17 protein-coding genes, 4 tRNA genes and 1 pseudogene are annotated in these 21,194 nt (G+C 59.2%); 10 read left to right on the forward strand and 12 right to left on the reverse strand.

All coding sequences use genetic code 11. The features are described from left to right. Positions 1-231 precede the first annotated feature (231 nt). Together ACA069_RS20870 and ACA069_RS20875 are read left to right on the forward strand one after the other, a co-directional pair. A complete protein-coding gene (locus ACA069_RS20870) occupies positions 232-2,679 on the forward strand; it encodes an acyl-CoA dehydrogenase (RefSeq protein ID WP_497615128.1) in 2,448 nt (815 codons plus the stop codon). An 89-nt stretch (positions 2,680-2,768) separates the two neighbouring features. Continuing rightward, the gene (locus ACA069_RS20875; RefSeq protein WP_305439164.1) at positions 2,769-3,176 is read left to right on the forward strand and encodes a PA2817 family protein; all 408 of its coding nucleotides are present in this window, start codon (positions 2,769-2,771) and stop codon (positions 3,174-3,176) included. A 65-nt stretch (positions 3,177-3,241) separates the two neighbouring features. Here the strand turns inward: ACA069_RS20875 and ACA069_RS20880 are convergent, their stop codons facing one another. Then, a complete protein-coding gene (locus tag ACA069_RS20880; RefSeq protein ID WP_489878988.1) occupies positions 3,242-4,240 on the reverse strand; it encodes a LysR family transcriptional regulator in 999 nt (332 codons plus the stop codon). Positions 4,241-4,330: 90 nt separating this feature from the next. On the opposite strand from ACA069_RS20880, the gene ACA069_RS20885 reads away from it, so the two are divergent. The 3 genes from ACA069_RS20885 to ACA069_RS20895 all read left to right on the forward strand — a co-directional run bounded on the left by ACA069_RS20885 (position 4,331) and on the right by ACA069_RS20895 (position 6,456). Then, the gene (locus ACA069_RS20885; RefSeq protein WP_489878987.1) at positions 4,331-4,957 is read left to right on the forward strand and encodes an alanyl-tRNA editing protein; all 627 of its coding nucleotides are present in this window, start codon (positions 4,331-4,333) and stop codon (positions 4,955-4,957) included. 88 nt (positions 4,958-5,045) lie between these two features. Further along, positions 5,046-5,816, forward strand: a complete 771-nt coding sequence (locus tag ACA069_RS20890; protein ID WP_401270162.1) for a 2OG-Fe(II) oxygenase — start codon at positions 5,046-5,048, stop codon at positions 5,814-5,816. A gap of 1 nt (position 5,817) precedes the next feature. After that, on the forward strand, positions 5,818-6,456 hold the full coding sequence (locus ACA069_RS20895; protein WP_401270164.1) for a LysE family translocator: 639 nt from the start codon (positions 5,818-5,820) through the stop codon (positions 6,454-6,456). 165 nt (positions 6,457-6,621) lie between these two features. Here ACA069_RS20895 and ACA069_RS20900 read toward each other — a convergent pair. The 4 genes from ACA069_RS20900 to ACA069_RS20915 all read right to left on the reverse strand — a co-directional run bounded on the left by ACA069_RS20900 (position 6,622) and on the right by ACA069_RS20915 (position 7,034). Continuing rightward, positions 6,622-6,697: transfer RNA gene (locus tag ACA069_RS20900), tRNA-Gly, on the reverse strand. Positions 6,698-6,700: 3 nt separating this feature from the next. Further along, positions 6,701-6,776: transfer RNA gene (locus ACA069_RS20905), tRNA-Glu, on the reverse strand. A gap of 104 nt (positions 6,777-6,880) precedes the next feature. Continuing rightward, positions 6,881-6,956: transfer RNA gene (locus ACA069_RS20910), tRNA-Gly, on the reverse strand. Positions 6,957-6,958: 2 nt separating this feature from the next. Then, positions 6,959-7,034 (reverse strand) — tRNA-Glu (locus ACA069_RS20915). A gap of 384 nt (positions 7,035-7,418) precedes the next feature. Between ACA069_RS20915 and ACA069_RS20920 the strand changes: the two genes are divergently transcribed. Continuing rightward, the gene (locus ACA069_RS20920; RefSeq protein ID WP_187677823.1) at positions 7,419-8,177 is read left to right on the forward strand and encodes a hypothetical protein; all 759 of its coding nucleotides are present in this window, start codon (positions 7,419-7,421) and stop codon (positions 8,175-8,177) included. Positions 8,178-8,757: 580 nt separating this feature from the next. On the opposite strand, the gene ACA069_RS20925 is transcribed toward ACA069_RS20920, so the two are convergent. From ACA069_RS20925 to ACA069_RS20940, 4 genes and pseudogenes are all read right to left on the reverse strand, one after another. Beyond that, positions 8,758-9,639: a methyl-accepting chemotaxis protein gene (locus ACA069_RS20925; RefSeq protein WP_401270200.1), complete on the reverse strand. Its 882-nt coding sequence runs from the start codon at positions 9,637-9,639 to the stop codon at positions 8,758-8,760. After that, positions 9,619-10,725 (reverse strand): annotated as a pseudogene (locus tag ACA069_RS20930) (HAMP domain-containing protein); the annotation flags it as partial. The gene ACA069_RS20925 and the pseudogene ACA069_RS20930, both read right to left, overlap by 21 nt. A gap of 108 nt (positions 10,726-10,833) precedes the next feature. Further along, positions 10,834-12,234 carry an aminotransferase-like domain-containing protein gene (locus ACA069_RS20935; RefSeq protein ID WP_497615129.1) on the reverse strand — a complete coding sequence of 467 codons (1,401 nt, stop codon included), beginning with the start codon at positions 12,232-12,234 and terminating at the stop codon, positions 10,834-10,836. A 188-nt stretch (positions 12,235-12,422) separates the two neighbouring features. Beyond that, positions 12,423-13,184 (reverse strand): SDR family oxidoreductase, encoded by a 762-nt coding sequence (locus ACA069_RS20940; protein WP_497615130.1) that lies wholly within the window; start codon positions 13,182-13,184, stop codon positions 12,423-12,425. Between the two features lie 240 nt (positions 13,185-13,424). Between ACA069_RS20940 and ACA069_RS20945 the strand changes: the two genes are divergently transcribed. Continuing rightward, entirely contained in the window at positions 13,425-14,429 is a 1,005-nt protein-coding gene (locus ACA069_RS20945) for an NADP-dependent oxidoreductase (protein ID WP_497615131.1), read from the forward strand. Positions 14,430-14,556: 127 nt separating this feature from the next. Here ACA069_RS20945 and pyrF read toward each other — a convergent pair whose 3' ends face one another. After that, a complete protein-coding gene (pyrF, locus tag ACA069_RS20950; RefSeq protein WP_187677828.1) occupies positions 14,557-15,255 on the reverse strand; it encodes an orotidine-5'-phosphate decarboxylase in 699 nt (232 codons plus the stop codon). 295 nt (positions 15,256-15,550) lie between these two features. On the opposite strand from pyrF, the gene ACA069_RS20955 reads away from it, so the two are divergent. The 3 genes from ACA069_RS20955 to xopAW all read left to right on the forward strand — a co-directional run bounded on the left by ACA069_RS20955 (position 15,551) and on the right by xopAW (position 18,310). Beyond that, positions 15,551-16,300, forward strand: coding sequence for a response regulator (locus ACA069_RS20955; protein WP_187677829.1), 750 nt, complete (start codon positions 15,551-15,553; stop codon positions 16,298-16,300). Continuing rightward, entirely contained in the window at positions 16,300-17,349 is a 1,050-nt protein-coding gene (locus ACA069_RS20960) for a sensor histidine kinase (RefSeq protein ID WP_497615132.1), read from the forward strand. The genes ACA069_RS20955 and ACA069_RS20960 overlap by 1 nt, the downstream gene beginning before the upstream one ends. 112 nt (positions 17,350-17,461) lie before the next feature. Then, positions 17,462-18,310 carry a XopAW family type III secretion system calcium-binding effector gene (gene xopAW, locus ACA069_RS20965; RefSeq protein WP_497615133.1) on the forward strand — a complete coding sequence of 283 codons (849 nt, stop codon included), beginning with the start codon at positions 17,462-17,464 and terminating at the stop codon, positions 18,308-18,310. A gap of 938 nt (positions 18,311-19,248) precedes the next feature. Here xopAW and ACA069_RS20970 read toward each other — a convergent pair. Together ACA069_RS20970 and ACA069_RS20975 are read right to left on the reverse strand one after the other, a co-directional pair. Further along, positions 19,249-20,289 carry an AI-2E family transporter gene (locus ACA069_RS20970; RefSeq protein ID WP_187681301.1) on the reverse strand — a complete coding sequence of 347 codons (1,041 nt, stop codon included), beginning with the start codon at positions 20,287-20,289 and terminating at the stop codon, positions 19,249-19,251. A gap of 65 nt (positions 20,290-20,354) precedes the next feature. Then, entirely contained in the window at positions 20,355-21,161 is an 807-nt protein-coding gene (locus ACA069_RS20975; protein WP_187681300.1) for a DUF4892 domain-containing protein, read from the reverse strand. Positions 21,162-21,194: the final 33 nt, after the last annotated feature.

Raw genomic sequence — 21,194 nt, forward strand, 5'->3', positions numbered from 1 at the left:
GAGCCCCGAGTCTAGCGACAGCTCAAGCACAGAGATAACGACGTTTCGGCCAAACTTGGACGCAAAGACGCGGGACTGGCGAACGATTTCCCACACGCGTTGCCCACCGAACCTACGAAAACCGTCCGGGGTTTCCCACGATTTCAATCACCTTGCTCTGACCACCCGCTTTTGCAGATGCCGTCTAAGCTCTGGAGGGTCGATTTGCCTTGGTTCACGGAGGACTGAAATATGCTGTTGTTGTGGATACTGGTTTTGATCGTTGGCGTGGCGTATCTCGCCCACCGGCGCATCGCCCCGCTGCCCGCGTTGGGCATCGTTGCCGTCTACCTGCTGGCAATGGGGATTTTCAGTCACGCGCCGGGCTGGCTGCTGCTGGTGTTCTGGGTCGTCCTGGCGGTGGTTGCCGCGCCGCTGCTGCTGCCCGACCTGCGTCGCAAACACTTCACTGCGCCGCTGTTCAACTGGTTCCAGAAAACCCTGCCACCGATGTCGCAGACCGAACGCGACGCGATCGATGCCGGCACGGTCTGGTGGGACGGTGAACTGTTCAGCGGCCGTCCGGACTGGGACAAACTGCTGTCCTATCCCAAGGTGCAATTGAGCGAAGAAGAGCAGGCCTTTATCGACGGCCCGACCGAAGAACTCTGTGCGATGGTCACTGACTGGCAGATCGGCCAGTCGATGGATCTGCCCCCAGAAGCGTGGACGCACATCAAGGAACACGGCTTCTTCGCCCTGATCATTCCCAAGGAATTCGGCGGTAAAGGCTTCTCCGCCTACGCTCACTCCCAAGTAGCGATGAAACTCGCCACCCGCAGCGGCGATCTCGCGTCCACGGTCATGGTGCCCAACTCGCTAGGCCCAGCCGAATTGCTGCTGCATTACGGCACTGACGAGCAACGCAATCACTATCTGCCGCGGCTCGCCCGTGGCGATGACATCCCGTGCTTCGCCCTCACCGGCCCGCTCGCTGGTTCGGACGCCGGCGCAATGCCCGACACCGGGATCATCTGCAAAGGTCAGTGGGAGGGTCAGGAAGTCCTTGGCCTGCGCCTGAACTGGGAAAAGCGCTACATCACCCTCGGCCCGGTGGCCACTCTGCTCGGCCTGGCCTTCAAAGCGTATGACCCGGATCACCTGCTGGGTGACAAGGAAGACCTCGGCATCAGTCTGGCGCTGATTCCGACCGATACCGCGGGCGTGGAAATCGGCCGTCGGCACCTGCCGCTGGGCGCTGCGTTCATGAACGGCCCGAACTCGGGCAAAGACGTGTTCATCCCGCTGGACTTCCTCATCGGTGGTCAGGAGATGCTCGGCAAAGGCTGGATGATGCTGATGAACTGCCTGTCGGTCGGGCGTTCGATCTCGCTCCCGGCGGTCGGCACCGGCGCGGCCAAGTTCACCAGTCTGGTGACCGGGCAATATGCGCAGATTCGCGAGCAGTTCAATGTACCGCTGTCGGCCTTCGAAGGTATTCAAGAGGCGATGGCGCGTATCGGCGGCAACGCCTGGATGATGGACGCCGCACGCATGCTCACCGCCAACGCGGTGGATCTGGGCGAGAAACCGTCGGTGCTGTCGGCGATCCTCAAGTACCACCTCACCGAACGCGGTCGCGAGTGCATCAGCCACGCCATGGATGTGCACGGTGGCAAGGCGATCATCATGGGCCCGAACAACTACCTTGGGCGCAGTTGGAACGGTGCGCCGATTTTCATCACCGTGGAAGGTGCGAACATTCTGTCGCGCAACCTGATGATCTTCGGTCAGGGCGCGATTCGCTGCCATCCGTTCGTGCTCAAGGAAATGGCCCTCGCCGGTCGCGAGGACAAGGATCAGGCGCTGAAAGAGTTCGACGGCCTGCTGCTCAAACACATCGGGTTCGCCGTGAGCAATGCCGCCAGCACGCTGGTGCTGAACCTGGGTATCGGCCACTTCGAACACGCGCCGGGGGACAAAATCAGCCAAGGCTACTTCCGCGCACTCAATCGTCAGGCCGCGGCGTTCGCGATGCTGGCCGACTTCAGCATGATGTTGCTGGGTGGCGAACTGAAACGTCGCGAACGCTTGTCGGCACGTCTGGGCGATGTATTGAGCAACCTGTATCTGGCCTCCGCCGCGCTCAAGCGATATCACGATCTGGATTCGCCGGCTTACATGGAGCCGCTGTTCCGCTGGGCGATGGAAGAAAGCCTCGGCCAGTCGGAACGCGCACTGGATGAACTGCTGAGAAACTTCCCGAACAAAGTCTTCGGCTGTGTATTGCGGGTCATCGTGTTCCCGTTCGGTCGTCGTCACAAAGGCCCGTCGGACAAACTCGGTGCCGAGGTCGCAGGTGTCATTGGCCGTGCCAAGGGTGATCCGGCACTGGAAGAACTGCTTGCCGGCTGCTATCGCCCGCAATCGGCAGACGATGCAGTGGGTGCCCTGCAGCACGCCAGCGACTTGCTGCACACCGCGCAACCGCTGCACAAAAAGCTGCACACGTCGCTGAAAAGCGGTCAGGTCAAACCGGCCGCAGGCGAACACGCTATCGATGCGGCTTTGGAGGCCGGCGTGTTGCAACCGGTGGAAGCGCAGAGCTTGCGCGATGCCGAAGCGGCGCGGCGCAAGGTGATCGACGTCGATGACTTCGACAAAGAGGAGCTGACGCTGGCTGAGGGGAAAGTCCGCTGATCCCTTCCAACGTATAGCTGTTTATTTGTGAAAAATGGGCGCGGGCGCTTTATACTCCCGCGCCCGTTTTGCTCTTGAGGACTTATCTCGTGTCCAACGTCGTTGCCGATCATCTTGTTTTGCTCGACCACCTGCGCAGTATCCTGGTCGCCGTAGGTGAGGCCGAACAGGTTCCCGAAGAAAGCCATGCCTTGTTCCTGGAGCGCTTCGACGAACTGCTGGCGTCATTGCCGATCGATCCGATCGAAAGCCAATACCTGGGCCAGGACATCCTGACTCAAGTGATTACCCGTTACCCGCAAATTGCCCACTTGATCCCGCGGGATCTGCTGTGGTTCTTCGCCGGCGACTGCCTGCACTACCTGGCCGATGAAGAAATCGACATGTATCAGGCGCTGGAAGAACGTCGATTTGAAGCTGAACAGAACGATGAGCCGTTCGACTGGAACCAGGAAAAGCAGCTGTTGGCGATGTCCGCTCAGGACAGCAAGCACTGATACTCATCGAGTAATGAAAAGGCCCGCATGACTATTCATGCGGGCCTTTTTTTGATCTTCAGCTTTTAAAGCAATCCCTCGCTCTCCGGCAGCTCGTAGGCCATCGCTGCATTACTGGTATTGCCTGCCTTTCCCGGTTTGCTCAAGGTCGGCTCTTTGTCCAGACACTCCACCAGATAATCGATAAACACCCGCAGTTTTGGCGGCAAGTAGCGCGTAGGCGAATGCAGCAGCCACAGACCACCGTGGTAGGAAGCCAGGAACGTCCAGTCCGGCAGCACCTGCACCACCAACTTTTGCTCCAGCGCATAACGCGCAGTGAAATACGGCAGGCTGCCAATGCCGATGTGCTGTAACACCGCCCCCAGGCGCACGCCGGTGTGGTTGGCGGCATATCGACCACGCACACCAACCGTCACCGCTTTGCTGCCTTTCTTGAATTTCCAGCGCGCATCACTCGGGGTTTCGCCCAGATAAATGCAGCTGTGATTGAGCAAATCTTGAGGGTGCGTCGGCGTGCCGTGTTCGGCCAGATATTGCGGAGTGGCGCAGAGCAAATGATCAATGGTCAGCAACTGCCGCCCGACCAACCCGGCTGGCGGCCGATCAGTAATTCGAATCGCCAGGTCGACATGGTCGTCAATCAGATCGACTTGCCTATCCTCCAGCAGCAACTCCACATCAACCTTGGGATAACGCCGCAAAAACTCGGGCATGTGTGGATGAATGACAAAACGCCCCACCGCCTTCGGCACGCTGACCCGCACCAGGCCCTCGGCTTCATGAGTGAATTGCCCGCTGATTTCCATCACTGACTTGGCAGCGCTGACCATCTCCTGACAGCGTTTGAACACCTCTTCCCCGCCATCACTCAAGCGCAACTTGCGCGTAGTGCGCTGCAACAAGCGAGTGGCCAAGGCCTTTTCCAGTCGCGAAATACTGCGACTGATCGCCGACGGCGACGAACCCAGTTGGCGAGCCGCTTCAGAAAAGCTGCCGGTCTCCACGACCTTGACGAAAATCGCCATTTCGCCGAGCAACGGCAAGGGAAGATTGATGCTCACAGCGCACAAGTCCTTTGATGTTTGAACGGATTATCACGTTATTGCACGATTCATATAATAAAAATAGAAACTTTAATAAGGGCATGGAATATGACGCTTCGCCTCTTTTTCCATAGTGATGACCTCAAGGCCAATGTGGAAGTCCTCGACTGCACGCCCTACGAGAACGAATTTGCCGTAGTGCTGCGCGCCACTCTGTTTCACCCGCAAGGTGGCGGCCAACCCTGCGACACCGGCTGGATTGGCGAAAGCCAGGTGCTGCGCGTCGTACAGGAACCGGACCGGATCATTCATTTTGTCGACCGACCGGTAAAACTCGGCATGACCTGTATCCGGGTCGATGAACAACGCCGCTGCTTCAACACGCGCATGCATTCGGCCGGGCACCTGATCGGGCATTTCGTCCAGGCCATGGGCTGGATGCCAATCAAGGCGCACCACTGGCCGGATGAGGGCCGGGTGCAATTCAAGCCGGGCGATGCGGCTCAAGAAGTTGATGCACAAACCGTTCAACACGGCATCGGCCAGTGGATCGAAGATGATCTGCCGCGCCTGACCTCGCTGCGCGAAGGCGCGCGGGAAATCGGTTTTGGTGAACTGCCGGCCTATGGCTGCGGTGGCACCCATGTACGCAGCCTGAAGGATCTGGGCACAGTCACGATCGCGTCCCTTTCGCAGAAGAAAGGCACGTTGTCCGTCCACTACAGCGTGGATTGAGCATTTCGGACGCTGCCCTGCGCAGCGTCCGGCGCCGGGGAACCGCACTCGCCGGTTCCGTTGACTATCGATAGATGGACCTAAAAAAATGATGCTAGACGTCGAGCGTCTCGATGAGACGTGCATAAAAAAACTGGCCAACGAAGAAGTCCTCGCCATCCGCGTCAAAGGCTTTTTGCCCGAGCCGCTGGCGATCCAGATTGGCGACAAGATTCTCGCTCCAGGCTTTGAGGGCTACATAAACGCACCGAGTATCGGCCGCATCGGCATGGCGTTTTACGAGGCAGAAAACCAACCGCTGTTGATCGAGGATTACTTCGAACGCGCCACCAGCAACATCGCTGAATTGCGTAATCGCTGTGCGCCCTATTCCTCGCCGGTCGACACCTTGCGCTGCATGCTCGACGAATCCTGGCCGGCCGGTGCCCATCTGGAAAACCTCTACGGTCGCAAGATGTATGTCGGCCTGTCGCGGGTGGTGAAGCCGGGCGTGTGCTTCCTTGCCCATCACGACATTTTCGCCAAGGACGCACCGGAGAGCTTTCAGGCCCGCAGCCTCGAAGCGCAATTTGCCTGCAACGTTTACTTGAACATGCCGACCGAGGGCGGCGCATTGCAAATGTGGGACGACGACATTTCTCCCGATCAGTTCGACGAAATGCGCGGCGACAGTTACGGCATCGACCCCGCACTGCTTGGCCCGCCGACCCTTGAAGTGCGGCCCGAGCCCGGCGATTTCATCATGTTCAATTCGCGCTGCATGCACTCGGTGACGCCAGGTGTGGCGGATCCGCGCTTGAGCCTTTCCTTCTTTGTCGGCTATCGCGGCAATGCTTCACCCCTGACCTTCTGGAGCTGAGATGTTATCGAATTACCTGGGCGAGTTTCTGGCGCTGGCCACCATTCACTTTTTGGCTGTGGTCGCTCCTGGCCCTGACTTCGCCGTGACCATTCGCCAGAGTGTGCGTTTTGGACGAATTGTGGGTATTTGCACGGCGCTGGGCATCGGCGCGGGCATTTCCGTGCACGTGCTCTACACCCTGCTTGGCGTCGGCGCCTTGATGCATACAACGCCGTGGTTGTTGACTGTCGCCAAGGTGATTGGTGGCGCTTACATCTTGTACCTGGGTGTCAGCCTGCTGCGCAGCAAACCGAAATCGACACTTGAAGGGGATAAAAACAAAGACGAACCGATCGTCGAGCAAACCCTGTTCAAGGCCTTCAGTACCGGTTTTCTGACCAATGCCACCAACCCCAAAGCCACACTGTTTTTCCTGGCTATCTTCACCACGATCATCAGCGCCAATACGCCGCTGCAAATCCAGGCGCTCTATGGCTTGTGGATGTGTTTTGTAAACGCGTTGTGGTTCGTGATCGTTGCGCTGTTTTTCTCCAGCAACAAAGTGCGCTTGCTGTTCATGCGCATGGGCCATTGGTTCGAGCGCACCATGGGCGTCGTGCTGATTCTGTTTGCCGGTCGATTGATGATGTCCTGGTAATTTTCCCCACAAAGCAAAAGGCCCGCCGATTTTCATCGGCGGGCCTTTTTTTTCAACTGACAGCCACGAACCTGAGCCGACTGCTATGGATGAAACGGGCAGGGAAAATACAAAAAACGCACAAACAAAAACGCCGCTCATGAATGAGCGGCGTTTTTGTGAAATTGGAGCGGGAAACGAGACTCGAACTCGCGACCCCGACCTTGGCAAGGTCGTGCTCTACCAACTGAGCTATTCCCGCAAATGGCGTCCCCTAGGGGACTCGAACCCCTGTTACCGCCGTGAAAGGGCGGTGTCCTAGGCCACTAGACGAAGGGGACACGCTACCCGGAACACATGGTGTGTGTTTCGGTGTCCAGATCCGCGTCCGAAGACTTGGTTCTGGTTTCACTCAGCCCCGCCCGAAAGCAGTGCTGTTTAAAAATGGAGCGGGAAACGAGACTCGAACTCGCGACCCCGACCTTGGCAAGGTCGTGCTCTACCAACTGAGCTATTCCCGCATTGGCGTCCCCTAGGGGACTCGAACCCCTGTTACCGCCGTGAAAGGGCGGTGTCCTAGGCCACTAGACGAAGGGGACACGCTACAACATTCACTCCCTACCGCGTTTCGCTGTGTGCTTTACGCTGTAAGTGGCGCGCATTCTATGGATGGATTGGGAGGTCGTCAACCCCCTGATATAAATTTATTTAAATCAATGACTTCGACCTGCTTTAAGGGCCCTCGCAAGCTTTTCCGTCGCTTGAGGTTTGACGCCTATATTCCGACACTCGCCAAGACGCTATAGTCCGCAACACAGTGATGGCAATTTGAACATTAAGCGCCAGCATTCATATAAGCAGTGCGCGGCCGATACAGATTGAACCAACCGATCCAACTCGTCGAGCGGCGCTAGGCGCACAAATGCCCAGCCACTACACTCGCATGCGAATCCTATAAAGAGGTCTTACCGGTGACACCACTCATGATCACCCTGCTTGTCATAGCCGGGATCGCAATTCTGATCGCCATTGGCTACATGAACCATGTGGTGGAAAACAACAAGGTAGAGAAGATCCGTACCAAGGTCGAACTCAACGACCGCCTGCGCCGCTGCGGCGAACTGACCGAGACCTTCCCCGGCCAGTTCATGACCCCGGCACTCAAGCTGCTGCTGACCCGACTGGAACTGAACGTCTGCCAGCGTCTGCTGAACCTGGAAAAAACCAGCGCTACAACCAAAGCACGCATCACCGAACTCAACGCGCTGGTGGCCCAGGGCGAATCGATCCCGGTCAACAATCCGCCGGCGCCGATCCTGACCGAAGCCAAAGCCAAAGATGTACGCTTCCTGCTCGAAGCCCTCCACGGCCAGATCACCCGCGCCGCGCATGACGGCTTCCTGCCGCCGAACGAAGCCAAACACTGGGTGCGTGAAGTCCGCCACATTCTGGTCCTGCTGCACATCGAGTTCTTCAACAACCTCGGCCAGCAGTCCCTGCAACAAAACCAGCCCGGCCAGGCCCGCCTCGCCTTCGAACGCGGCGTGCAATACCTGCGCAAACAGCAGGACCCGCAAATCTACTCCGAACAACTTCAATACCTGGAAAAACTGCTGGCCCGCGCCAACGCCCAGGTCATGGACAAAATTGCACCGGTTGAAGGCGAAGAAAACCAACTGACTGCAGGGCTCAAAGATGTTGAAGCCGATGCAGACTGGAAGAAGAAAGCGATCTACGACTGATCAAAGATGCTGAAAGAGAAGCCACCGAGAGGTGGCTTTTTTGTGGCTCTTGATTGGGGAAGACTGAAAGAGATGGGTTGTTTGATAAACCGCGTTCGCGAGCAGGCTCGCTCCCACAGTGAACTGCATGCCCCCTGCCAGAGACCGGTCGGCTGTAAGGCCGCCATCGCCAGCAGGCTGGCTCCTACAGTTTCAATTTGTGTGCGCCCCATGCGGCAAAGCCGCCCCACTCAACACAATGAGCGTTAGCTCGAGTGCAGCTTTTGATCTTAAAGCCCGTCGGAAGGCTGAGTGGAGGGATTGATCCGGGGGTGGGAGCGCAGCGACCGTTTGGCGAAGCCAAACACATCGAGAGGAGGTGCAGCGCAGCAAACCGGAGGCGATGCGCCCGGATCAATCCCGTAGCGAAGGAACCCGAGCCACAGCGAGGGCCGAACGTCAGGGTAAAGCCTTTTGGGTTACCTTTTCGGCGTTTGGAAAAGGTGACCCGCCGTAAGGGCGGAACCGTAATCCGCAACACCACAAAAAACGGATATTCACAAAAAACCATGAACCTGGTCGGCCCTAAGGCCGCCAAGGCTCAAAGCCGAAAATGCCCAACCATCCCCCGCAACTCCCCCCCCAACTGCGCCAGCTCAATACTCGAAGCCGCATTCCCGCGCATCGCAATCGAAGACTGATCCGCACTCGCGCGAATACTCGTCACACTGCGATTAATCTCCTCGGCCACCGAACTCTGCTCCTCGGCAGCCGCCGCAATCTGCTGATTCATCTGCTGAATCAACGAAACCGCCGCCGCAATACTCCCCAACGCACTTTCCGTCTGCAACGCATCACTCACCGCCAACTTCACCAACTCACCACTGCTCTGAATCTGCTGCACCGACGAATGCGCCGCGGAGCGCAACGCACTGACCAACCGCTCGATCTCCTCGGTCGATTGCTGCGTGCGTCTGGCCAGCGCACGAACCTCATCCGCCACCACCGCAAAGCCCCTGCCCTGCTCCCCTGCCCGCGCCGCCTCGATCGCCGCATTCAACGCCAACAGATTGGTCTGCTCTGCCACGCTTTTGATCACCTCCAGCACCGTACCGATATTCTGGATTTCAGCACTGAGGCTCTCGATGCTGGAACTGGCCGACGTCGCCGAATCCGCCAGCTGTTCGATCCGTGCCATGCTCTGGCGCACCACCTGCTGACCGCTCTCGACCTTGTCGTCCGCAGTCTGCGCCGCCAACGCCGCCTCTTCAGCGTTGCGCGCAACATCGTGGACGGTGGCGGTCATCTGATTCATCGCCGTGGCCACCTGCTCGGTTTCCTCCTTCTGACTGCTGACCTCAAGATTGGTCTGTTCGGTCACTGCCGACAGTGATTGCGCAGAACTGGCCAGTTGCTCGATACCGGCCTGCAAGCCGCTGACAATAGTGCTGAGGCCTGCGCCCATCTGCTGCATCGCCAACATCAACTGGCCAATTTCGTCACGCCGGGTCACCTTGACAGTCGCGCTCAGATCCCCGGCCGCAATCCGCTGCGCAACAGTGATCACACTGCGTAACGGTGCGACGATCAGTCGAGTAATCACCCACGCCGCAATCAACCCGACCAGCAGTGCCAGCGCCGAAGAGCCCACAATCAACACCGAATTCTTTTTCAGTTCCGCCTGCATGGCTGCGTCTTCGGCAACGTAAGCCTGATCCACCCTTTTCACCACTTGCGCAGCACGCTGGTGCAATTGTTCGTACACCGTCTTTTCCTGATCCAGCAACCCGGTGTACTCGGCCAGTTTGTCGTTGAAGCCGGCGATATGCCCGGAGACCTCATTAAGCACCGTCAGATAACCCTCATCCTTGACCATGGATTTCAACTCTTCGGCTTGAGTCTGTGCCTGGGCGGCCTGTTCGATATTGCCCTTGCCGGCACTGTCGGTATCGCCCTTGCGGCTTTGATCCAGACGAATCCGCGCCTCATTCATCGCTTGCAGCATCAGCCTCGACACCTGACTGACCTGATTGGCCTGCTCGATGAACTGCGCACCGTCCTTACCCTCGCTGTCCTTCAAGGTATACGCACCGTCATCGGCCAACCCGGCCTGCAACACGTCGAGGTTGTTGGCCACACTGGAGACCGACCAACTGGCCATTTCCAAAGCCAGATCCTTGGCCTGGGTCAACGAAACGAACTCATCGAACGACTTGCGATAGGCCCCCAGCGATTGCTCGACATCGGTCATTACCGGCACGTTGGCCGGCGATTGCGCCTTGAGCGCGTTGGCCTGAGCCATCAAACCATCCACGCCTTCGCGCAAGGCATCGGCCGTTTTCGGGTTACCGCGCAAGGCGTATTCCTGCTCAAGCAGGCGAACCTTGAGCAGGCTGCTATTGAGCGAGGACATCTGTTTCAGCCCGTCGAAGCGCAGACTGATGGTTTGCAGGGACCAGACGCCAATGGCCGCCACCAGCGCGGTCAGCAGCAAAACCAGCACAAACCCGATACCCAGTTTTTTCGCCATACCGAGGTTGGCAAAACGTCCTTGCACGGCTGAAATCATTGCGCGTAGTCCCCTGCCAAAGTCTGTTGACGAAGAGTCGCAATGGCCATGAACCAGCACAAGTCTCTGGCGTCGGAATAATGGCAAAAAGCTACGCCTGCGTCGTTTTCAGAACACTTGAGGTCGATCCGAACGGGTATTGCGAAAGAACTGTCGGGCACGCGGATCGCAGGCGTAAGCCACGTTGATGCGCAGCCAATCGCCGGCCTCGCCATTGGGACTGAAGGCATCAGGGGTCGACAGCAATACGCCGCAACGTTGAGCCAGCTGATACACCTGTGCCTGATCGGTCATTCGTGAACGAGCCCAGATGAACAACCCGCCAGTCGGCTTGCCGAATACTTCCCAGTCGGCGTCCTCCAGCGCCTGCAGCGCGGCGGCGCGATCGGCATTCAGGCGCTGCCGCTGACGATTTACGAGTTTGCGGTAAGCACCCGTCGCCAACAGGCTGGTCAACACCGCCTCGCAAAACCTCGAGCCTCCCAGGCCACTGATCATCTTCACCTGAGCCAGCCGCTCAATCAGCTTACTGTCGGCCTTCACAAAACCGACCCGCAACGAACTACTCAGTGTCTTGGAAAAACTGCCCACATAGATGACACGCCCATCGTCATCCAGTGCGGCCAGACGCGCACCGTTACCCGTGTGCAAGTCAGCGTAGACATCGTCTTCGATCAGGCGCACATCGTAGAGTTTGCTCAGTTGCATGACCCGCTGAGCCACCGCCGGCGTCAGGCAACTGCCGGTGGGATTGTGATGATGGCTGTTGATGAAGAATGCGCCGGGCTGAAACTGTTGCAGCAAAACCTCGAGCGCCTCGAGATCCGGCCCGCTGGGCGTACGACGCACTTCGAGCATGCGCACGCCATGCAGGCGCAAAAGGTCGAACAGCGGCGCATAACCGGGCGTCTCGACCACCACGCAGTCGCCGGCCTTGAACAACGTACGGACGATCAGATCCAGCGCATGGCTGGCACCACATGTGCTCAACAACTGCGTGCTGCGGGCCTCGATACTGAATAGTTTGAGGCGTTTGACGATCTGCTCGCGCAACGCCGCGAGGCCCAGTGGCGTGCTGTAGTTGAACAGACTGGCCATGTCGGTACGCGCCACTTCACGCAATGCGTAGCTGAGATCGTCGGGCTCGCGCCAGCTCTCCGGCAAACCACCACCGCCGAGTTTCAATCCGCTTGTTGCGCCGCACACCGCATCGCACCAGGCATGTCGCCCCTCGATTGACAGCAACTCGTCCTCCGCGCCCTCCCTGGAAGGCGACGCTGCCACGATAAAACCAGCACCCTGACGCGTGCTCAGAACGCCCTGCGACACCAACCGCTCACAAGCCTCGACAACACACGACTGGCTGAGCAGATTGCCCCGGGCGATCTGCCGAACGGAGGGCAAACGGGTGGCCGGTGGTACTCCGCTTTGCAGTATCCAGTCAGTCAGTCCGTCAACAATCTGCTGCACGACCGGCACCATTGCCTGTCGATCAATTCTCAATTCCATGAGCAAGCAAACTCCTGTCCGTTTTGCTGGCGGCAGTAAATCACAGCCACGTCGCACAGGCTGTGCGACAACGCCGCCAAAAGCGACCGATCTAATCCTTTGATACACATTGTTTAGACGTTTAAGGGAACTGAAAGCGGCGCAAAAAAAAACCCGCACGAATGCGGGCATTGTTCAGCAGCAACCTTTCAGAACGCGGTCACGCCGCCATCCACGGCCAGCGAATGTCCAGTGGTGAATGCCGCGCCGTCGCTGCACAGGTACAACACTGCACTGGCAATTTCCTCGACCTTGCCGATGCGGCCTACCGGGTGCATCGCGTTGGCGAACTCGCCCTTCTTCGGATCGGCCTCGTAGGCACGGCGAAACATGTCAGTGTCGATTACCGCCGGGCACACCGCATTGACGCGGATTTTCTTTTTCGCGTACTCGATGGCGGCCGACTTGGTCAGACCGATCACCGCGTGTTTCGACGCCGCGTAAATACTCATCTTCGGCGCCGCCCCGAGCCCCGCCACCGATGCGGTGTTGACGATAGCCCCGCCGCCCTGCGCCAGCAACAGCGGCAATTGATACTTCATGCACAGCCAGACGCCTTTGACGTTGACGCCCATGATGGCGTCGAACTCATCCATCGAGCTTTCGGCCAGTTTGCCTTTCTCGATTTCGATACCGGCATTGTTGAAGGCATAGTCGAGACGGCCGTAGGTATTGATCACCTCGTCCATCAGATTTTTTACTTCGCTTTCGACGGTAACGTTGCAACGCACGAAAGTCGCTTCGCCACCGGCTGTACGAATCAGCGCCACCGTGCCCTCGCCCCCAGCCGAGTCCAGATCGGCCACCACCACTTTCAAGCCTTCGGCGGCGAATGCCTGGGCGGTCGCTCGGCCGATGCCGTTGGCGGCTCCGGTGACTACAGCAACCTGACCGGAAAACGTCATGCTCATTGTTATGTCCTCGAAGGGAATGATGCAGGGAGAGAGTTTGAGATTTGCAGCATAGCCATTGGGGGTGGACGGACGTCAGCACTATCAGAAGGCTGTTTATGCCCCCATGCGCCGCAGTGATAGAACCCCACCAATAACTATCACTGCACTGGATTGGAATGCATTCGCCGCATCAGCCAACCTTGCGACATCGCCGCTGAAGGTCTATCAACAAGGCTTCATTCAGCTCGAGTGCCTGCCATGACCAACCAGACCAATCGCCAGTTCCTGCTCGCCAAACGCCCGGTGGGTGCTGCGACTCGCGAGACTTTCACTTATCAGGAAGTACCGGTGGGCGAACCGGCGGCGGGACAGATACTGGTGAAGAACGAATACCTGTCCCTCGACCCGGCCATGCGTGGCTGGATGAATGAAGGCAAGTCCTACATCCCGCCGGTCGGCATCGGTGAAGTCATGCGCGCCTTGGGCGTCGGCAAAGTCATCGCTTCGAACAATTCGGGGTTCGCGGTCGGGGACTACGTCAACGGCGCGATCGGCGTGCAGGATTATTTCCTCGGCGAGCCGCGAGGTTTCTACAAGGTCGATCCGAAACTGGCGCCGTTGCCGGTGTATTTGTCCGCGCTGGGCATGACCGGCATGACCGCGTACTTCGCCTTACTCGACGTCGGTGCACCGAAGGCTGGTGACACCGTGGTGCTTTCCGGCGCGGCCGGTGCGGTGGGCAGCATCGCCGGGCAGATCGCCAAGATCAAAGGCTGCCGGGTGATCGGCATTGCCGGCGGTGCCGACAAGAGCAAATACCTGATAGATGAACTGGGCTTTGACGGCGCCATCGACTACAAAAACGAAGACGTGCTGGCCGGGCTCAAGCGTGAATGTCCGAAAGGTGTGGACGTGTATTTCGATAACGTTGGCGGCGACATTCTCGATGCGGTGCTGAGTCGCCTGGCCCCGAAAGCGCGGGTGGTGATCTGCGGCGCCATCAGCCAGTACAACAATAAAGAGGCGGTAAAAGGCCCGGCCAACTATTTGTCGTTGTTGGTCAATCGTGCGCGCATGGAGGGTTTTGTGGTGATGGACTATGCGGCGCAGTACGCGAGTGCCGCGCAGGAAATGGCCGGGTGGATGGCCAAGGGGCAGCTCAAGAGCAAGGAAGACATCGTCGAAGGACTGGAGACATTCCCGGAGACGCTGATGAAACTGTTCAGCGGTGAGAACTTTGGCAAGTTGGTGTTGAAGGTTTAACTCACAACCACTGTAGGAGCTGCCGAAGGCTGCGATCTTTTGGCGATACCGGCCTATTCAAAAAACACGGGCAAGATCAAAAGATCGCAGGCTGCGCCAGCTCCTACAGGGTTTTGCGTTCGGGCTTTCAGGCGATTTCGGCCACTACGGAGGCCAACGCCTTGGCCGGATCCGCCGCCTGGCTAATCGGGCGGCCGATCACCAGGTAATCGGAACCGGCATCCAGCGCCTGACGCGGGGTCAGAATGCGACGCTGGTCGTCCTGCGCGCTGCCCGCCGGACGAATCCCCGGGGTCACCAGTTGCAGCGACGGATGTGCGGTTTTCAGGGCCTGGGCTTCCAGTGCCGAGCACACCAGTCCGTCCATCCCGGCCTTCTCGGCCAGTGCCGCCAGACGCAATACCTGCTCCTGCGGTTCGATATCCAGACCGATACCGGCCAGATCCTCGCGCTCCATGCTGGTCAGCACCGTCACGCCGATCAGCAGCGGTTGCGGGCCACTGCGCTTGTCCAGCTCTTCACGGCAGGCAGCCATCATGCGCATGCCACCGGAGCAATGCACGTTGACCATCCACACACCCATCTCGGCAGCGGCTTTGACGGCCATCGCCGTGGTGTTCGGGATGTCGTGGAATTTCAGGTCAAGAAACACTTCAAAACCCTTGTCACGCAGGGTGCCGACGATTTCCGCGGCGCAACTGGTGAACAGTTCCTTGCCCACTTTGACCCGGCACAGTTTCGGGTCCAACTGGTCGGCCAGCTTCAGTGCGGCGTCACGGGTGGGGAAATCCAGGGCGACGATGATAGGAGTCTGGCAGACGGACATGGATGGGCTCTCAGGCAGGTCGAAATCGGCGCGCATTGTAGCGGAACCGGCGGCGGCGCGGCACCCGATGATCGGTAATTCGTCGCGCCAACCGTGATCAGCATAGCGCTCGCTGCTATTGTGTCGACTCCGATACACAACCGACACGCCACCAACAAGCACCCGCGCTAGCCTCGCCAGCCGCAACACGTCCTTACATCAGCACTTCCCGCCCCACGGCCGGACGCCTATGCTGAAACCACCACCTCGCAGCCCATCTTTGTGGTTGGCGGCCTACTGGCAGATAAACAGCCCCATGCACAACAACCAAACCACCGTGAATGATGAGCAAAAAGACGACAAGCGCTGGAGCATCCGGGCCCTGATCGTCGACGATGACGTGCCGATCCGCGAGTTGATGATCGACTACCTCGCCCGTTTCAACATTCACGCCAGCGGCGTCACCGACGGCGCGGCGATGCGCCAGGCGATGCAGGCCGAACATTTTGATGTGGTGGTGCTGGATCTGATGCTGCCAGGCGAAGACGGCTTGTCGCTGTGCCGCTGGCTGCGCGCCGAATCGGACATCCCGATCCTGATGCTCACCGCCCGTTGCGAACCCACTGACCGCATCATCGGCCTGGAACTGGGCGCTGATGACTACATGGCCAAACCGTTTGAACCGCGCGAACTGGTGGCGCGGATCCAGACCATTCTGCGCCGCGTACGCGATGATCGCACCGAACAGCGGGCGAACATTCGCTTCGACAACTGGCGCCTGAACAGCGTCCTGCGCCAACTGATCGCCGACAACGGCCTTGTGGTGCCCCTGTCCAACGCCGAATTCCGTTTGCTTTGGGTTTTCATCGAACGCCCGCGCCGAGTGCTCAGCCGCGAACAATTGCTCGACGCCGCCCGCGGGCGCTCGATCGAAGCGTTCGACCGCAGTATCGACCTGCTGGTCTCGCGCCTGCGGCAAAAACTCGGCGACGATCCAAAAGCCCCGCAGTTGATCAAGACCGTTCGCGGTGAGGGCTACCTGTTCGACGCCAGGGACATCGGCTGATGCGGGCGCGCTTCGACACGCTGTTCGGCCGCCTGTTTGGCATGCTGTTCGCGGCGATCGTCCTGGCGCACCTGTTGGCGTTTACCTGGTTTCGCCTCTACGGCCCGCCACCGCCTCCGCCGCCACCGGAGTTTTCCCAGAACGCCGAGGGGCAACGTCCGCCCCAGGATCCGCGATACCCGCCACGCCCGCCTCGCCCGTGGTTTGGTGGGCCGATCGTGCCGCTGACGTTTCAGTTTGTCTCGCTGATAATTGCCGCGTGGTACGGCGCCAAACTGCTGAGTCGGCCGATCCAGCGCCTGAGCGACGCGGCCGAACGCCTCAGCGAAGACCTCGACAGCCCACCGCTCGACGAATCCGGGCCGCGCGAAGCCAGGCAAGCGGCGCACACCTTCAACCTGATGCAGCATCGCATTCGCGAACAGGTTCAACAGCGCGCACGCATGCTCGGCGCCGTCTCCCACGATCTGCGCACACCGCTGTCACGCCTGAAACTGCGTCTGGAAAACATCAGCGACGACAAGTTGCAAAGCCAGATGCGTCAGGATCTCAACGACATGATCGGCATGCTCGACGCCACCCTCACCTACCTGCACGAACAACGTACCAGCGAAGCGCTGCAACTGATGGACGTGCAGGCGCTGGTCGAATCGTTGTGCGAAAACGCTCAGGATCAAGGCGCTGACGTGCAAGTCAGCGGCCATTGCCCACCGATGCAGGTGCAGCCGATGGCGCTGCGTTCGTGTATCAACAACCTGATGGACAATGCCCTGCGCTATGCCGGGCAGGCGCGCATCGAATTGCAGGATCAGCGCGAGCAACTGCTGATCCGCGTGATCGACCACGGGCCGGGGATTGCCGAGGACAAGCGCGAGGCGGTGTTCGAACCGTTCTATCGCCTGGAAGGTTCGCGCAACCGCAATTCCGGTGGCGTGGGCTTGGGCATGACCATCGCCCGCGAGGCAGCGCAGCGTTTGGGCGGGCAATTGAACCTGGAAGAAACACCGGGTGGCGGCCTGACGGCAATCATCCGTTTGCCCCGCACCTGAGAACACATCTGTGTACCAATCGGTACAAACCCCACATACCCACGACAACTTACGCCTTGAGGCTGCATAAGCCGGTACACCCACCGGCTTTCCATTCCAGGGAGTGAGTCCGATGATCGGTAGCGTCAGCAACTACACGAGCTATACCAGCACCAGCAGCACCACTACGCAAAACGCCCGCAGCCAGCAACTGCAAAAAGAACTGTTCGCCAAACTCGACAGCAACGGCGACGGCGCGGTGGATCAGGACGAACTGAACAGCGCCCTGTCTCAAAAATCCGATGACGGCCTGCTGGTCAACCTGAGCAAACAGTTCGGTGATCTGGACAGCGACGGCAGCGGTAGCCTGAGTGCCGAAGAAATGACCGCCATGGCGCCCCCACCGCCACGCGATCAAGCGCCCAACACCGACCTGGCCGACGCCCTGATCAGCGCACTCGACATCGACGGCGACGGTGCCATCAGCAGCGACGAACTGAGCACCGGCCTGACCAGCGCCGGCAGCACCGCCGACAGCAATGAAATCTTCTCGGCGCTGGACAAGAACGAAGACGGCGTCGTCAGCCAGGACGAACTCACCGCCAGCCTGACCCCGCCGCCACCGCCTCCGCCACAAGTGAACAGCGATGAACTGTTCAGCCAGCTTGATGCCGACGGTGACGGCAGCGTAACCGCGACCGAACTGAGCAGCGTGTTGCAGGCCAGCGACAGCACCTCGACAGCCAGCACCGACACCAGCGCCGCGCTGCTCAAGGTTCTGGATAGCGACAGTAGCGGTGGCGTCAGCAGCGATGAGTTGAAGGCAGCTTTGCAGTCTGGGCGTGAACGTCTGGATGAGGAGCAGACCGCCAGCGCTCAGACCAGCGCAGAAGCGCTGAACCGCATGATTGCGAACTTGAGCAAGCAGTACTCGTTGGATAATGCGGCGCCGGTGGGTAAGTACCTCAACGTCGCTACGTAACCCGCCTGTTGTAGGAGCTGTCGAGTGCAACGAAGCTGCGATCTTTTGATTTTGCTTTTTGAATTATTAGCAAGATCAACAGATCGTGGCGTTTGGCGGTTCTTGCATGTGTGTGTGTGTGTGTGTGTGTGGGGGGGTGGGGGTTGGGGGTTGGGGGCATATCCGTTGCTGCGGTAACGGCTGCTTAGGGTTCCGCCCTTACGGCGGGTCACCTTTTCCAAACGCCGAAAAGGTAACCCAAAAGGCTGCCCCCTGACGTACGGCACTTCGCCTAGGCTCAGTGTTCCCTCGCTACGGTGTCCATCCGGGGGCATCGCCTCCGGTTTGCTTCGCTGCACCTCCTCTCGATGGATGCGGCTTCGCCGCACGGCGCTGCGCGCCTACCCCCTGATGAACACCTACGCTCGGCCTGCCGATGGGCTGAAGAGCAAGATCAAAAGCCAAAGCCAAAGCCAAAGCAGATCAAAAGATCGCAGCCTTCGGCAGCTCCTACAAGGAGTGAGTACACCTACCAGAGCCTGGTCGGCTATCAGGCCGCCATCGCTGGCAAGCCAGCTCCCACAAGAAAATGAATACACCCCGCACGCGGCGCATGCCGCCCCAGTCAACACAATGAGCGTTAGCTCGAGTACCGCTTTTGATCTTAAAGCGCCCGTCGGAAGGCTGAGTGGAGGGATTGATCCGGGGGTGGGAGCGCAGCGACCGTTCGACGAAGTCGAACACATCGAGAGGAGGTGCAGCGAAGCAAACCGGAGGCGATGCCCCCGGATCAATCCCGCAGCGAAGGAACCCGAGCCTAAGCGAGGGCCGTACGTCAGGGCACAGACCTTTTGGTTACTTTTGGGGCGTTTGCCAAAAGTGACCCGCCGTAAGGGCGGAACCCTAATCAGCCATTACCGCAGAAACGGATATACACCCAACCCCCACCAACAGCGAACCTAAACCCGAGCCTGACTCTTACTCCAATCCGTCAACAAACTATAAGCAACCGCCAAAAGCGTAGGCCCGATAAACAACCCGATAAACCCAAACGCAATCAACCCGCCAAACACCCCAAGCAACACAATCACCAACGGCAAATTCCCGCCACGACTGATCAGATAAGGCTTCAGCACGTTATCCACGCCACTGATGATGAACGTCCCCCAGATCCCGAGAAACACCGCCATCCCATACTCACCCTTCCACGCCAGCCAAGCCGTTGCCGGTACCCAGACCAACGGTGGCCCCATCGGAATCAGACTCAGCAGGAAAGTCACGATCCCCAACACCAATGCACCCGGCACCCCGGCAATCAAAAACCCGATCAACGCCAGAACCGCCTGTGCCGCCGCCGTGCCGATTACCCCGTTGACCACCCGCTGCACCGTACCGGCCACCAGCTCGATGTAGTACCCGGCACGATCGCCGATCAAACGCTCCAGCAGACCGTGCACGAACGCCGCCAGACGCGGCCCGTCACGATAGAAAAAGAACACAAAGACAATGCTCAACGTCAGCTCGAGAATCCCGCCGCCGATCTGCGCACTGCGCGCCAGCAACCAGTTACCGACTTGCCCCAGATAAGGCTTGATCGACACCATCAACGCCGCGCCCTGCTGATCGATGCTGTTCCAGATCCCGAGCAGCCGCCCGCCCACAAACGGCACAGCGCCCAGCCAGGCTGGCGCCTCCGGCAAACCATCAACCTGCACATCCTTGATGAACGCCGTGGCATCGCGTACATGATCGGCCAGGTTGAACCCCAGCCAGACCAGCGGCACTGCCACCAGCAGCATCCAACCCAACGTCAGAATCGCGGCAGCCAGCGACTCACGACCATTGAGCAGCCGAGTCAAAAGACGCATCAGCGGCCAACTGGCAAACGCCAGCACTGCCCCCCAGAAAAGCGCCGACCAGAACGGCGCCATCACCCACAGGCTGGCGCCAAACAACACCAGCAGCAGGATCTGCACCAGCAGTCGATCGTTATTGAGCATGTAAAGTCTCGAAAAAGTCAGTCAGGCCAAGAGTAGGCGAACATGCCGCGCATGCTCGCCAGAGCTTATCGCAACAGATCAATGCGCAGGCCAACGCCGTCGACATTGCCGGTTTCCATCCGCGCCGCGCGTACGCCCTGATTGATCAGCGCCTGACGCCAGGCCTCGGCTTTAGGGCCGGACACCGTGACTCGCTGAGTGGTATCGAGGTTCAAACCACGGGAAATCAAGCGCAGCCAGGTGTCATCCGGATCATTGACGAGTTTTGGGAAATCCAGCTCGCCGGTGCTCTTGAGTTGGCGCAACAAGGTCGCCGAAGTCGGCAGCAACTCGCCCAATGGCGCCCCCGCATCGAACTGTTCGACATGCAGATAGGCTTTGCGATTGCCGCGCGTGATGCTGTAGAGCGCCACCAGCGTGTTGTCCTTCGGTGCCGCCAACCTCAGCAACAGATAGGCCTGTTGCTCGTCGGAGCCATACAGCTTGGCATTACCGAACACCTCATTAGCCCACAGACTGCTTTCGCCACAGTCGCGCGCCTGACACCAGAACAGCAACTCGGCATCCTGCTTTTGCAGGGCCTCGCGGGCAGCGGTGAAGGCTTCGGTGGCGGAATGTTCGGGCGGCAACTCGTAAGTGACCGAGGTGGTCTGGCCACGGGCAGTGACTTGGCCGTCAAAGCGCAACTGGCCGCTGATCTTGCGAATCGAGCCCAGCGGGTAGATTCGCTCCAGCTCAACGGGCGGGCGATAGTCGACGATTTGCGCATCGGCCAGACGCGGCACGATCTGCAAATCCTGACTGCCGGGCACATCGGCGGCGAACGAAACGGAACTGAAACAGCACAGCGCCAACAGACTGAGTGACCGCATAGTCAGGCTCATCGGATCGGCATGACTTGGCTA

The organism is Pseudomonas sp. LBUM1652 (genome assembly GCF_059716105.1).